This is a genomic window from Microbacterium sp. USTB-Y, from assembly GCF_023703415.1.
GTDB lineage: Bacteria > Actinomycetota > Actinomycetes > Actinomycetales > Microbacteriaceae > Microbacterium.
This window is the reverse complement of record NZ_JAGMTU010000007.1, coordinates 86861-100497: the sequence shown is the minus strand read 5'-3', so window position 1 is coordinate 100497 and position 13637 is coordinate 86861. Positions and strand designations below refer to the sequence as shown.

Annotated in this window: 11 protein-coding genes; 5 read left to right on the top strand and 6 right to left on the bottom strand. The window is 71.2% G+C overall.

Going from position 1 to position 13637, the window contains the following annotated elements:
- Positions 1–153 precede the first annotated feature (153 nt).
- The 3 genes from J8G10_RS16675 to J8G10_RS16665 form a co-directional block, all read right to left on the bottom strand.
- Positions 154–804: a PadR family transcriptional regulator gene (locus J8G10_RS16675; RefSeq protein WP_251447529.1), complete on the bottom strand. Its 651-nt coding sequence runs from the start codon at positions 802–804 to the stop codon at positions 154–156.
- Positions 801–1652, bottom strand: a complete 852-nt coding sequence (locus tag J8G10_RS16670; protein WP_251447526.1) for a DUF4097 family beta strand repeat-containing protein — start codon at positions 1650–1652, stop codon at positions 801–803. The genes J8G10_RS16675 and J8G10_RS16670 overlap by 4 nt, the downstream gene beginning before the upstream one ends.
- Before the next feature lie 231 nt (positions 1653–1883).
- On the bottom strand, positions 1884–4343 hold the full coding sequence (locus J8G10_RS16665; protein ID WP_251447524.1) for a glycogen/starch/alpha-glucan phosphorylase: 2460 nt from the start codon (positions 4341–4343) through the stop codon (positions 1884–1886).
- Positions 4344–4447: 104 nt separating this feature from the next.
- Between J8G10_RS16665 and J8G10_RS16660 the strand changes: the two genes are divergently transcribed.
- Both J8G10_RS16660 and J8G10_RS16655 read left to right on the top strand, forming a co-directional pair.
- Positions 4448–5302, top strand: coding sequence for a MerR family transcriptional regulator (locus J8G10_RS16660; protein ID WP_251447521.1), 855 nt, complete (start codon positions 4448–4450; stop codon positions 5300–5302).
- A 181-nt stretch (positions 5303–5483) separates the two neighbouring features.
- On the top strand, positions 5484–6869 hold the full coding sequence (locus tag J8G10_RS16655; protein ID WP_251447517.1) for an FAD-dependent oxidoreductase: 1386 nt from the start codon (positions 5484–5486) through the stop codon (positions 6867–6869).
- Positions 6870–6871: 2 nt separating this feature from the next.
- On the opposite strand, the gene J8G10_RS16650 is transcribed toward J8G10_RS16655, so the two are convergent.
- Positions 6872–7552, bottom strand: a complete 681-nt coding sequence (locus J8G10_RS16650; protein ID WP_251447514.1) for a Pr6Pr family membrane protein — start codon at positions 7550–7552, stop codon at positions 6872–6874.
- 151 nt (positions 7553–7703) lie between these two features.
- Between J8G10_RS16650 and J8G10_RS16645 the strand changes: the two genes are divergently transcribed.
- Both J8G10_RS16645 and J8G10_RS16640 read left to right on the top strand, forming a co-directional pair.
- A complete protein-coding gene (locus J8G10_RS16645) occupies positions 7704–8111 on the top strand; it encodes a CrcB family protein (RefSeq protein ID WP_251447512.1) in 408 nt (135 codons plus the stop codon).
- Positions 8108–8473 carry a CrcB family protein gene (locus tag J8G10_RS16640; protein ID WP_251447510.1) on the top strand — a complete coding sequence of 122 codons (366 nt, stop codon included), beginning with the start codon at positions 8108–8110 and terminating at the stop codon, positions 8471–8473. Before J8G10_RS16645 ends, J8G10_RS16640 begins: the two co-directional genes overlap by 4 nt.
- 54 nt (positions 8474–8527) lie before the next feature.
- Here the strand turns inward: J8G10_RS16640 and J8G10_RS16635 are convergent, their stop codons facing one another.
- Both J8G10_RS16635 and ddaH read right to left on the bottom strand, forming a co-directional pair.
- On the bottom strand, positions 8528–9010 hold the full coding sequence (locus J8G10_RS16635) for a nucleoside deaminase (protein ID WP_251447508.1): 483 nt from the start codon (positions 9008–9010) through the stop codon (positions 8528–8530).
- 54 nt (positions 9011–9064) lie between these two features.
- Positions 9065–9826 carry a dimethylargininase gene (gene ddaH / locus J8G10_RS16630; RefSeq protein WP_251447506.1) on the bottom strand — a complete coding sequence of 254 codons (762 nt, stop codon included), beginning with the start codon at positions 9824–9826 and terminating at the stop codon, positions 9065–9067.
- A gap of 134 nt (positions 9827–9960) precedes the next feature.
- Between ddaH and J8G10_RS16625 the strand changes: the two genes are divergently transcribed.
- Positions 9961–13551: an efflux RND transporter permease subunit gene (locus J8G10_RS16625; protein WP_251447504.1), complete on the top strand. Its 3591-nt coding sequence runs from the start codon at positions 9961–9963 to the stop codon at positions 13549–13551.
- Positions 13552–13637 lie beyond the last annotated feature (86 nt).

Below are 13637 nucleotides of genomic sequence, written 5' to 3'. Positions count from 1 at the left end.
CGCGCCCGGCCGCCCGGCTGTGGCTGTGGGGGCCTGTTGACCGCGAGACCGAACCTGTGTCACGAGACCGACGATGGTTTGCTCGGTCTCGTGACGCAGGTTCGGTCTCGCGGTCGGTGGGCGTCGGCCCGGTGGGCGTCGGCCCGGTGGGCGTCAGTCCCGCGGGCGTGCCGGACCTGCGGCGGCGAGCGCCGCGGTGACCGCGTGCGCGGCCTCGTCGAGCGCGCGGTCGAGCTGCGTCACCACGGTGGCCGGCAGCAGGCCGCCCTTCGCGACGTGCGTGCGCAGGTCGGCCCGCACCCGCGCACGGAACTCGTTGATCGAGGCGTCGGCGCGGCGCAGCTCCTCGCGGCTGGCGATCCGCCCGTCGGCGCGGGCGGAGGCCTCGCGGTACGACGAGGCGGCGGCACCGGAGCGCTCTTCGCGGGCCGCGGCGGCGAGGTCGGCGCGGAGGCTCTTCATGGCCTCCTGCACGCTCTGGCGCACCTCGTTCGCGATCAGGCGCACCGAGTCGTTGAGACCCGCCTCGATCCCCTGCAGATCGCCCTCGCGGGCGGTGAGCTCGGCTCGCCCCGCGTCGGTGATCGCGTAGATCGTGGTGCGGCCGTCGGCCGTCTTGGTGACGAGGCCCTCCTCCTCGAGCTTGGCGAGCCGGGGGTAGATCGTGCCGGCGCTGGGCGTGTAGGTGCCGCCCGTGCGGTCGGTGAGGGCCTGGATGATGCCGTAGCCGTGCTGCGGCGATTCGGCGAGCAGCGCCAGCAGGTACAGCCGCAGGTCGCCGTGCGAGAAGACCGCGGGGCTCACAGCAGGTCCTCCCCGTCGGCGGTGAACGACACCGGACCCTCGGCCGCGTCGCGGCGCAGCACCGTGATGTCCCCCGAGACGGTGTTCACCCGCACGTCGGCGAAGGTGCCGGACAGCTCGCCCCGGGATCCGGTGAAGTTCGAGGGTCCGGAGCCGCCGCGGGGCACGCCGTCGATCGTGATGCGGCCGCTCAGTGCGCGGGCCACGTAGTTCGCGGCGAGGTTCTCGTCCAGGCGCACGGTGGCGTCGCCGGAGACGCTGTTCAGCGACACGGTGTTGACCGGGCCGGTCGCATCGATGAGCATCGCGCCCGACACGCTGTCGATCGTGGCCTTGCGCACCTCGCCGGTCACCGCGACGCCGCCCGAGACCGTGTTGGCCACGGCGGTGCCGGTGAGGCCGTGCACCTGCACGTCTCCCGAGACGGTGTTCACGTTCAGGTCGCCGGTGTGCGTGTCGACGATGAGGTCGCCCGAGACGGTGTTCAGGCGGGCGTCCTCGGTGAGGCCCGAGACGAGCGCGCCGGCGCTCACCACGCCGAGGTTGAGCGCGATGTCCCGCGGGACCGCGACGCTGATCTCGGCCTTGGGGCCGCCCGCGCCGAAGTTGCGGAACACCTCGAGGAAGTTGTCCCACCCGATCTGCGGGTGGTCGATCTCGATCTGGGTGCCGTCCGACTCGATCCGCAGATCCTTGATGGTGACGTTGTGCACCTCGATCCGGATGCCCGGCTCGTCGTGGGCGATGACGTCGACCTGTCCGCCGACGAGTCCGATCTTGAGCTTCGACGCGCGCTCGATGTCGATCACGCGCTCCTGCCCGGGGGCGATGAGCCACTTCTCGGTCATGTCTGTTCTCCTGTGGAAGAGGGATCCCGATCCAGCATCGAGATATATCGTGTTTCAGAGCATAACACGATATATCTCGAAATCGTCAAGAGCTTTCCCGGATCGCCCTCCGTCGGCTCCTGCCCGGGCAGGTCCGGCTCCTGCCCCGGTCTCGCCCGGATCCGGCCCGGTTCCCGCCCGGATCGCGGGCGGGCATCGTGCTGTTGCCCGCCGGGGTGGGGCGGGCGCGGGTCAGGCCGTCGGCGGGGTGTGCCAGATCCGCTCGATGTAGTCGCGGATGGAGCGGTCGGAGGAGAAGAATCCGCACCGGGCGACGTTGAGGATCGCGGAGCGCGTCCAGCCGTCGGGGTCGGCGTAGGCGGCGTCCACGCGCTCCTGCGCCGCCATGTACGAGGCGTAGTCGGCGAGCACCATGAACCGGTCGTCGTAGAGCAGGTTCGACACGATCGGCTCGAACACCGAGCGGTCGCCGCCGGAGAACGCGCCCGAGGCGATGAGGTCGATCGCCCGTCGGAGGCCCGCGTCGGCCTGGTAGAACTCCGCAGGGTGGTAGCCGTCGCGGCCGAGCTGCTCCGCCTCCGGCTCGGTCATCCCGAACAGGAAGAAGTTCTCGTCGCCGACCAGCTCGCGGATCTCGACGTTCGCCCCGTCGTCGGTGCCGATCGTGAGGGCTCCGTTCAGTGCGAACTTCATGTTGCCGGTGCCGGAGGCCTCCTTGCCGGCGAGCGAGATCTGCTCGCTGAGATCCGCGGCGGGGATGACGCTCTCGGCGAGGGTGACGTTGTAGTTCGGCGGGAACAGCACCTGGAGCCGCCCCTCCAGGCGGGGATCCGCGTTGACCACGGATCCGACCGCGTTGATGAGGTGGATGATCCGCTTGGCCATCGCGTAGCCCGGCGCGGCCTTGGCCCCGAACAGCACGGTGCGCGGCTGCAGGGCGTCGAGCGGGACGCGCCCCGAGACGACGCCTTCGTACTCGCTCACCACGTGCAGCACCTTGAGCAGCTGCCGCTTGTACTCGTGCAGGCGCTTGACCATCACGTCGATGAGGTGCCCGTCGCCGACCCGCATGCCGTCCCGCGCCTGCAGCACGTCGTTCAACCGCGCCTTGTTCGCGGCCTTCACGGCGGCGAACGAGGCGCGGAAGCCGGCGTCCTCGGCGAGCGGCTCGAGTGCGCGCAGGCGCTCCAGGTCCGTGATCCAGCCATCTCCGATCGCCTCGGTGATGAGCCCCGACAGCCCGGGATTCGCGAGCCGCAGGAAACGGCGCGGGGTGACGCCGTTGGTGACGTTGGTGAACTTCTGCGGGAAGAACTCGGCGAAGGCGGGGAGCACCTTGTCGCGCAGCAGCTGCGAGTGCAGCTCGGCGACGCCGTTGACCTTCGCACCCGCGACGGTCGCGAGATAGGCCATCCGCACGGCGCGCACCGGGAACTCGGCGATGATCGACATGTCGCGGATCCGCATCTCGTCGTCGCCGAAGCGGGCGCGTACGGCGTCGAGGAACTCCTCGTTGATGCGGTAGACGATCTCCAGATGCCGCGGCAGCAGGCGACCCAGCAGCTCCACCGGCCACACCTCGAGCGCCTCGGGCAGCAGGGTGTGGCAGGTGTACGCGAAGCACTGCTGCGCGACCGCCCACGCGGCGTCCCACTCCAGACCGCGCTCGTCGACCAGCACCCGCATCAGCTCGGGGACGGCGATCACCGGATGCGTGTCGTTGAGCTGGAAGATCACCCGCTCGGGCAGCCGCGCGAGGTCGAACCCCTCGGGCAGCCGCGCGAGGAAGTCCCGGATCGAGGCGGCCACGAAGAAGTACTGCTGCTGCAGACGCAGCTCCTTCCCCTGCGGGGTGGAGTCCTCGGGATAGAGCACCTTGGAGATGTTCTCCGCGAAGGTCTGCGCGCGCACCGCCTGCTCGTAGTCGCCCGAGTTGAAGATGCGCAGATCGAAGGCGTCGGTCGCCTTGGCGCGCCACAGCCGCAGGGTGTTCACACGGTCGTTCCCGAATCCCGGGACGAGGTAGTCGTAGGGCACGGCGCTGACGTTCCAGCCCGGGATCCACCGGCTCGCGCCCGCCGCATCGGTCTCGGTGCGTCCGCCGAACGAGACGGTCTGCGCGGCCTCGGGGCGCGGCTGCTCCCACGGAGCGCCGAGCGTGAGCCAGGCGTCCGGCTGCTCGACCTGCTGGCCGTCCTCGAAGGTCTGCCGGAAGATCCCGTACTCGTAGCGGATCCCGTAGCCGATGCTGGGCACGCCGAGCGTCGCGAGCGAGTCGATGAAGCAGGCGGCCAGGCGGCCCAGGCCGCCGTTGCCGAGCCCGGGCTCGATCTCGTGCCGGCGCAGCTCGTCGAGGTCGATGCCGCAGGCGGCCATCGCCCCCTCCGCCGCCTCCGTCAGACCCCCGGCGAGGAGGTCGTTGTCGAGCTGGTCTCCGAGCAGGTACTCCGCGGAGAGGTAGCAGACCGTCTTCGGCTGCTCCTCGGCCTGGCGGTGCTGGTCGTGCAGCCAGTGCACCATGAGGAAGTCGCGCACGGTCCGGGCGAGCGCGAGGTAGCGGTCGTTGACGCTGGCCTCGTCCAGCGTCACACCGCCGGAGAAGCTCAGGTTGCGCAGGAACTGCGCGCGGAAGCCCTCGACGGTCGCGGGCAGCTCGAGTGCGGGGACGGGCGCGGTGGCGGAGGTGGTCACGGGACGACCGTACCGCAGGGGCTCCGGCCGTCATCCGACCTCTTCTTGACATTGACGCGACGTCAACTTCTACGCTGATCAGAGAACGACGGAAGGAGGATCCCATGGCGCACCGGGACTGGTCGATCCAGGAGATCGCACGGCTGACCGGCACCACGAGCCGCACCCTGCGGCACTACGACGACATCGGCCTGCTGCCCCCGACGCGGATCGCGTCGAACGGCTACCGGCACTACGACGAGGGCGCGCTCGTGCGGCTGCAGCGCATCCTGCTGCTGCGGGAGCTCGGGCTGGGCCTGCCCGCCATCGCCGGCGTCGTCGGCGCGGATCCGATCCCGTCGACGCGGCGGGAGGCCTCCGGCGCATCCCGGGGATCCCGGGGAGCCGAGGCCGAGGCCGCCGCGCTCGACACGCTCCTCGTGCAGCTGCGCACGGAGCAGGCCAGGCTGGCGCGGCAGATCGCGTCGGTCGAGCACACCATCACCACACTGAGAGAAGGAGAGGAACTCATGCCAGAGAACATGTTCGACGGCTTCGATCACACCCGGTACCAGGAAGAGGTCGAGTCCCGCTGGGGCAAGAAGGCCTACGCCGACGGCGACCGCTGGTGGCGCGGGCTGAGCGCCGACGAGAAGGCGGCGTGGAAGCAGCGCGTCGCCGACCTCGGCACCGACTGGATCGCGCTCGCCGAGGCGGGCGCCGACCCGGCATCGCCCGAGGCCCAGGACGTGGCGCGCCGTCACGTCGAATGGCTCACCGGCGTCCCCGGCACCCCTGCTTACGGCGCCGGGGGAGACCGCAAGGCGTACGTGATCGGCCTGGGCGAGATGTACGTGGCAGATCCGCGCTTCGGCGCGAACTACGCCACCGATGCCGACCGCGCCGGAACGGAGCAGGGCACGGCGGGCGCGGAGTTCGTCCGCGACGCCCTGCGCGTCTACGCCGAGGGGAACCTGTAGCCCCGCAGGAGGGGAGTGTCGCGGTGCGCACGTTCCCGCCGGCGAAAGAAGGAGACGTCGCCTCGATGCCCGTCGAGGCGACGTCTCCCCTCATCGGGGTGGATCCTGCTCCGCCGGGGCGGGATCCCTCCGGCCCGGATCCGCACGGCGCCTTCGACGCCCGGGATAGGCTGGCACCACGATGGGCATCTCGCGGCGAACCCTGCTCGTCGGCGCCGGAGCCGGTGCCGTCGCAGTGGTCCTCGCGGCCTGCACCCCCGAACCGCAGCCCACGACGTCGCCCACGAGCGCTCCGCCCTCGCCGACTCCGAGCGTGCCGCCCGGCGCCGCACCGGAGCCGACCGCCTGGATGCGCAGCACCTGGTCGACGGACGCGTACTCCCGCGGCGCGATGAGCTATTTGCCGGCCGGGGCGACGCCTCAGCTGCGCAAGGACCTCGCGGAGCCGGTCGGCGACCGGGTGCTCCTGGCCGGCGAGACGACGGACCCGGATCATCCCGGAACGGTTCCGGGCGCGATCGACGCGGGCCGGCGGGCCGCCGCACTGCTCATCGCCGCCTCGGCGAGCGGCGAGCGCGTCGCGGTGGTCGGAGCCGGTGCCGCCGGCGCCGCCGCCGCGCGCGCTCTCACGGACGCGGGGCGCGTGGTGACCGTGTTCGAGGCGCGCGAGCGCACGGGCGGGCGGATCCACTCGCTAGCCGAGAAGAAATGGCCGATCCCGGTGCAGTTGGGCGCGTGGCTCTCCGCGGGCGACGATGCGGGGAGCCTGGGCGGCGAACTGGCGGCGCAGGGCGTCCATCAGCTGACGTTCGACACCCCCACGGGCTGGTCGAAGGACGGTGCGGCGCCCGCGATCGACCCGGGGCCGCTGCGGCGCGCGATCGAGCAGGCGGCGAACGCGCCGGCCGACATGCCGGTCGACGCCGCGCTCAAGGCCGCCGGGGCCGATACCGCCGATCCGGCGCTCGCCGCGGCACTCGCCTGGCTGCAGGCGACCACGGGCGTCGACGCGGAGAAGGCATCGAGCTGGTTCCCGCCGGCCTTCGCCCCCGACGCGCTCAAGGGCGCCGACGGCGACGTCGGCGTGCTCGTGAACACGCCTCTGGACGGCATCAAGGTCACGCTCGCGTCGCCGGTGACGCGCATCGCCTACGACGACTCGGGGGTGAGCCTGCGCCTGGGCACCGGGGAGTCGCTGTCGTTCGATCGCGTGATCGTGACGGTGCCCCTCGGCGTGCTGCAGCACCGGGCGATCGAGTTCGCCCCGCCGCTGCCGTTCGCGCACCGGGGTGCGATCGCAGCGCTCGCCTCGGGATACGTGGAGACGGTGTGGGTGCAGTTCGACGAGGCGTTCTGGAACGTCGACGCCGACCTGTGGCACGTGGTGGGCGGCGACGCCCCCCTGCGCACCTGGTTGAACCTCCAGCCGGTGACCGGCAGGCCCGTGCTCGTGGGTCTCGTCGGCGGGCCCGAGGCCGAGGCCTTCGCGAAGCTCGGGGACGGCGAAGCGGAGGCCGTGGTCCGCGAGTCCCTGCGGGTCTTCATGGCGGCGACGCCGACGCCCTGATCTCAGGCCGGATCCGACCGTTCGACATGTGTCCGGTCAGGTCTCGCCAGATCCGTCCGCGCCATGGTGGGCAGCCGGCTCAGCGCGACGAGACCGCACGCGACCGCAGCGAAGATCGCCAGCGCGATCACGCAGGTCACGATCATCTCCGGCAGTCCCGACACCTGCCGCGGGTCGAGGAAGTAGTACGGATACCAGCCGACCAGGCTGCCCCGCCAGATCGTGAACACTCCCCAGACGACGGGGTAGAGCAGCACGTACGGCACGATCCGCCACGAGGCGGCCCGTCGTCCGGGGCCGAAGACCCAGGCGACGACGGTCCAGGCCGGCAGCACGAAGTGCAGCACGACATCCGACCACGGGACCCAGATCGGGATGCCGTGCAGGCCCGCCTGCCAGACGATGAGCGCGAACGCGATGCCCGCCGTGATGGTCCAGCTGAGCACGACCGCGCGGGCGGTGGTGAGCCAGGCGGGATCCTCGGTCGTGCGCAGCGCGACGATCCCCGCGATCAGGGCGAGCACGGCGAACACGATGTTCGACTCGATCGTGAGATAGGCGAGGAAGTTCTGGCCGGCGATGGTCTGCGAGCCCAGGCCCCAGAGCAGGCGGTCCACGAGGGCGAGTCCGCACATGGCCGCGGTCAGCAGACGCGACCAGCCGAAGGCCGTCCTCACAGTCACGCGTGCATCGTCCTCCTCGGCCGCATCGGGGGAGCGGATCCGTCGGGAAGGGCCGCCGCCACGCGGCCGAGTCTACGGAATCGACGTGGGAGCGGGGCCATCGTGCGCCGCTCGAAGGGCGCGCCGAGGCGCGAGGTCTAGGCTGGCGGGCGTGAACTCGCCCGTCCCGCTCCGCCTCGCACTCGTCGTGGCGGGGGGTGTGATCGGCACGGCCGCGCGTCTGGGGCTCGGGCTCGCCCTGCCCGCTCCGAGCGGCCACGGGCTGGCCGCGGTGCCGTGGGCCACGCTCATCGCCAACGTGGTCGGCGCCTTCCTCATTGGCGTGCTCGCCGCGCGGCTGCCCTCCTCCAGCGCCGTGCGCGTCTTCCTCGGAACCGGCGTGCTGGGCGGATTCACCACCTACAGCGCCTTCGCCGTGGGCAGCGTCACCCTGTGGCACGCGCAGCCCGCGCTGGCGGCGGCCTACGCCGTCGGCAGCGTCGTGCTCGGCATCGCCGCGGCGGCGCTGGGGCTCGACCTCGCCCGTCCCCGTTCCACGCACACGCAGGCGCACGGATGAGTCCCCTCGTCTTCCTGTTCGCCGCGCTCGCCGGGGGCCTGGGTGCGGCGCTCCGCTATCTCGTCGACCTCGGGGTCGCGCGGCTCGCCGGCACCCGGTATCCGTGGGGCGTGCTCGTGATCAACCTCACCGGCTCCTTCGCGCTCGGCGTGATCACCGGCGGGTTCCCGGGCGCCGCGTTCATCGTGGGCGCGGGTCTGCTCGGCGGGTACACCACCTTCAGCACGGCGATGCTGGACACGGTCGCGCTCTGGCGGGACGGATCCTCCCGGGCGGCCGCCTTCAACGCCGCCGGCATGCTTCTGCTGGGGATCCTCGCCGCCGTCGGCGGGCTCGCCCTCGGCGCGGCGCTCGCGGGCTGACCGCGGGAGAGCGACGGCAGCGATCGTCGCGAAGAGGGACGGCGGCGCCGGCGCTCAGCCCCGGGAGCGGAGGTCGTGCGGATCGACGCCGATGTCCTCGGCCCACAGCTCGGGACGCTCGCTCATCATCCGTTCCATGAGCGCGATGCAGTCGGCGTCATCGGCGACCACGAGCTCCTTCCCGTGCGAGCGCAGCCACGCCTCGGACTCCTGGAAGCTGCGGTTCTCGCCGATCACGATGCGCGGGATCTCGTAGAGCATCGCCGTGCCGGCGCACATGTAGCAGGGGGAGAGGGTCGTGTAGAGCACGCTCTCCCGGTAGACCCGGGCGGGCAGCCGGCCGGCGTTCTCCAGGCAGTCGGTCTCGCCGTGCCGGATCACGCTGCCCAGCTGCACGCGACGGTTGCGGCCCACGGCCAGCACCTCGCCGTCGTGCACGAGCACGGCGCCGATCGGGATGCCGCCCTCGTCCCACCCGATCCGGGCCTGGTCGACGGCGAGGTCCAGGAAGCGACGGTCCTGCGCGTTCAGCTGCATGCCGTCATCGTAGTCACGCGGGCCGGTCGGGCGGATCCGCCGTCCCGCGCCGGTTCAGTCGCGCACCCGCACCGAAAGGCAGGTCACGCAGCCCTCGAGCTTCTCGAACTCGCTGATCGGCGTCTCGATCACGGTGAGCCCGCGGTCGCGGAACAGCTGAGCGCTCTGCGGGGCGTCCGACGACATCAGCACCGTGTCCTCGTCGAGGACGACGACGGCGGTGCCGTGCTCCTCGGGCACGGCGAGGAACTGCGGGTAGATCGACGGGTCGTCGACGAGCGGCGGGTAGCCGATCACGGTCCCGTCGGGGAGCGCCGTGACCCCGCTCTTCAGGTGCAGCACCTTGGTGACCTCGACGGGGACGACCGTCCAGCCGCGGGGCGCGAGCAGCGCGTCCATCTGGCGGATGCCCTCGGGGTTCGTGCGCAGGGTCTGCCCGACGTAGACGGTGCGGCCGACCTTGAGCACGTCGCCACCGTCGAGCGTGCCCGGTGCCTCGATCGCGGCGAAGCCGATCCCGGCCTTCTCGAGGGCCGCGCGGGTCGTGTCGATCTCGCCGCGCCGCGAGTCCGCGCCGGGGCGGGTGAGCAGGGCGAGGTCGCCGAACATGACCACGGTGTCCTCGACGAACACCCCGTCGGCGTGCGCGTCGTCGGGCTCGATGTCGATCACGTCCCAGCCGAGGGAGCGGTACACGTCGACGTACGCCTCCCACTGACGCTGCGCGAGGGCCGGATCCACCGGGACGCGCTCGAGATGGGTGAGCTCGCCCTCGGCGAGGCGGGGCGACGGGCGACGGACGAGAAGGCGCGACATCGTCCCAGCGTAGACGCCGGGGGCGGGTGCCCGCCTTCGATACACGAACGCATCTAGACTCGTCACGTATCCGGGCCCGCCCGTGCCGCCGCGTGCGCGCCGGAGGTCCGCGTGCACCGATCGAGAGGTCTGACGTGTCCACACTCGCCGTCCTGAGCCTGCGCAACCGCGCCCTCATCGCCCTCATCACGATCGTGGCCGCCGTGTTCGGCGGGCTCGCCCTGACGAACCTCAAGCAGGAGCTGATCCCGTCGATCGAGTTCCCGCAGCTCGCGATCGTCGCCAGCTACCCCGGCGCCTCGCCCGAGGTCGTCGAGCACGACGTGTCGACCCCGATCGAGACGGCGATCCAGGGCGTGCCGGGCCTGGACACCTCGACCGCGACGAGCACGACGAACTCCTCCGTGATCCAGGCGTCCTTCACCTACGGGACGAACCTGGCGACGGCCGAGCAGAAGATCAACCAGGCCATCGGCCGGATCAAATCCCAGCTGCCCGACGGGGTGGATCCGCAGGTCATCACGGCGTCGATCGACGACTTCCCCGTGATCCAGGTCGCGGTCACCGGCTTCTCCGACGCGGAGGCGGCGCAGCAGCGCCTCACCACCACGATCATCCCGAAGATCGAGCGGCTCAAGGGCGTGAACGCGGCCTCGCTCGTCGGCGGCCAGGGCAAGCGCCTCACGATCACGCCCGACACCACCGCGCTGCTCGCGGCGGGGCTCTCCTCGAGCGCGATCAAGGACGCGCTGCAGCAGAACGGCACGCTGTTCCCGGGCGGATCCATCACCGAGGACGACAACACGCTCACGGTGCAGACCGGCGAGAAGCTCACCAGCGTCGAGCAGGTGCAGGCGATCCCGCTGATCGGCGCGACGGCGCCCGGCACCACGGTCGGGTCCGTCGCGAAGGTCGAGATCGACGGGGATCCGGTCACCTCGCTCTCCCGGGTCGACGGCAAGACCGCTCTGACGATCGCGGTGACCAAGCTCCCGTCGGCGAACACGGTCGACGTGTCCAAGGCCGTCACCGCGCTCATCCCGCAGCTCAAGAAGGACCTGCCCGGCGCGACGTTCACGACCGTGTTCGATCAGGCGCCGTTCATCCAGCAGTCGATCGAGTCGCTCGCGCAGGAGGGCCTGCTGGGCCTCCTCTTCGCGGTGGTCATCATCCTCATCTTCCTGCTCTCGGTGCGCTCGACCCTGGTCACCGCGATCTCGATCCCGACCAGCGTGCTCATCACGTTCATCGGCATCCAGGCCTTCGGGTACTCGCTCAACATCCTCACGCTCGGCGCGCTCACGATCGCGATCGGCCGCGTCGTCGACGACTCGATCGTCGTGATCGAGAACATCAAGCGGCACTACGTGCAGGGCGCGGACAAGAAGACCGCGATCCTCAGCGCCGTCCGCGAGGTCGCGATGGCCGTCACCGCCTCGACGATCACCACGGTCGCGGTGTTCCTGCCGATCGCCTTCGTCGGCGACATGACGGGCGAACTGTTCCGTCCGTTCGCGCTCACCGTGACGATCGCGATGGCGGCGTCGCTGCTCGTCGCGCTCACGATCGTGCCGGTGCTCGCCTACTGGTTCCTGCGTCCCGGCAAGCCGCTGCTCGGCCCCGACGGGCACGCGATCGACCCCGAGCACGAGGACGCCCCGCCGACCCTTCTGCAGCGCGCCTATCTCCCGATCCTGCGCTGGACCCTGCGGCACTCCTGGACCACGCTCGCGCTCGCCGTCGTGGTGCTCATCGGCACGATGGCCGCGGCTCCGCTCATGAAGGTGAACTTCCTCGGATCCAGCGGGCAGAACACCTTCACGATGACGCAGTCCCTGGGCCAGGCGCCGAGCCTCGACGCCGAGGACAAGGCCGCGCAGAAGGTCGAGGAGGCGATCAAGGACATCCACGGCATCAAGACCGTGCAGGTCTCGATCGGCTCGAGCGGATCCGCTCTGCGGGACGCGTTCTCCGGCGGCGGATCCGGCATCACCTACTCGATCACGACGGATCCTTCGGCGAACCAGGAGACGGTGCAGGCCGACGTCCGCGCCGCCGTCAAGAAGCTCGACGGCGTGGGGGACATCACGATCGCCGCCTCGGAGGGCTTCGGATCCAGCGACATCCAGGTGAAGATCACGGCGCCGGACGACAAGACGCTCGCGACGGCGACCGACGCCCTGGTGAAGGAGCTCAAGGGCTCGTCCGGCGTGAACCAGGTCACGAGCAACCTCTCGGCCTCGCTCCCGTTCATCTCTGTGGAGGTCGACCGCGCGGCCGCCGCGCAGCACGGTCTCAGCGAGGTCGCGGTCGGCGGCATCGTCTCGCAGGCGATGCGTCCGCAGCAGATCGGATCCGTGGAGATCGACGGCTCCTCGCTCTCCGTGTACCTGCAGAGCGCGAACCCGCCGAGCACGGTCGACGAGCTCAAGGCGCTGACGATCCCGAGTCGCACCGGCCTGCTCCGGCTCGACCAGATCGCGACCGTGCAGCAGAGCGAGAGCCCGGCGTCGGTCACGACCCAGCGCGGGCAGCGCACCGCGACCGTCTCGGTGTCGCCTGCGGGCAACGATCTCGCGAGCGCCTCGGCCTCGGTGTCGAAGGGGATCGCGAACGCGAAGCTCCCGTCGGGGGCCGACGCGTCGCTCGGCGGCGTGGTGACGCAGCAGCAGGACGCGTTCGGTCAGCTCGGGCTCGCGATGCTCGCGGCGATCCTCATCGTCTACATCGTGATGGTCGCGACGTTCAAGTCGCTGCGTCAGCCGATCCTGCTGCTGAGCTCGGTGCCGTTCGCGGCGACGGGCGCGATCCTGCTGCAGATCGCCACCGGCGTGCCCCTGGGCGTGGCGTCCCTCATCGGCGTTCTCATGCTCATCGGCATCGTGGTGACGAACGCGATCGTGCTCGTCGACCTGGTGAACCAGTACCGCGAGAAGGGCATGAACGCGCACGACGCCACCATCGCGGGCGGATCCCGGCGTCTGCGGCCGATCCTGATGACGGCGCTCGCGACGATCTTCGCGCTCACCCCGATGGCCCTCGGCATCACGGGCCATGGCGGCTTCATCTCGCAGCCGCTCGCGATCGTCGTGATTGGCGGCCTCGTGTCGTCGACCGTGCTGACCCTGCTCGTGCTGCCGACTCTCTACAACCTCGTCGAGGGCGCGCGGGAGCGGCGGGCCGCCCGGCGTGCGGCGAAGCGCGGAGAGGGTCCGGATGCGGCGGGCGGCTCGGGCGCCGGCGGGACGCCCGAGGCGCCGGGTGGTCCTGCGGCCGGTGCGGCCGGTGCGGCAGCGCTTCCGGGGGCGGATCCGGTGGGTTCGGCGGCTGCGGAGTCCGGCGCCGTCGACGCGGCGGCCGCGGCTCCGTCGGGAGCGCAGCCTGATCCGGAATCCTCGGATCGCGGGCCTGCGGATCTCGGGCTCTCGGATCGCGGGCCTGCGGATCTCGGGCTCTCGGATCGCGGGCCTGCGGATCTCGGGCTCTCGGATGTCGGGCCCGCGGATCCGAGACTCGCGAATCCGGAGTCCGCGGATCCGGGACCCACCGGGTCGGGAACCTTCGGGGCCGAGTCTGTCCTGACGGCTTCCGAACCGTCGACGTCCACGAGCAAGCTCGCGGCGATCGCCGCTGCATATGTGGATGGCACGGACGCGCCGGCGCACCACCCGACCCGCCGTGAGCTGCGTGAGAGCGGTCAGCCGGACGGTTCATCGGGTCAATGACGGGTCATTGACGGGTATTGACCGAAGGCATCGCTGGCGGCTGAGGTGACACGCGCCGCCCTGGCGGAGATGGCCTGCGCGGGGCG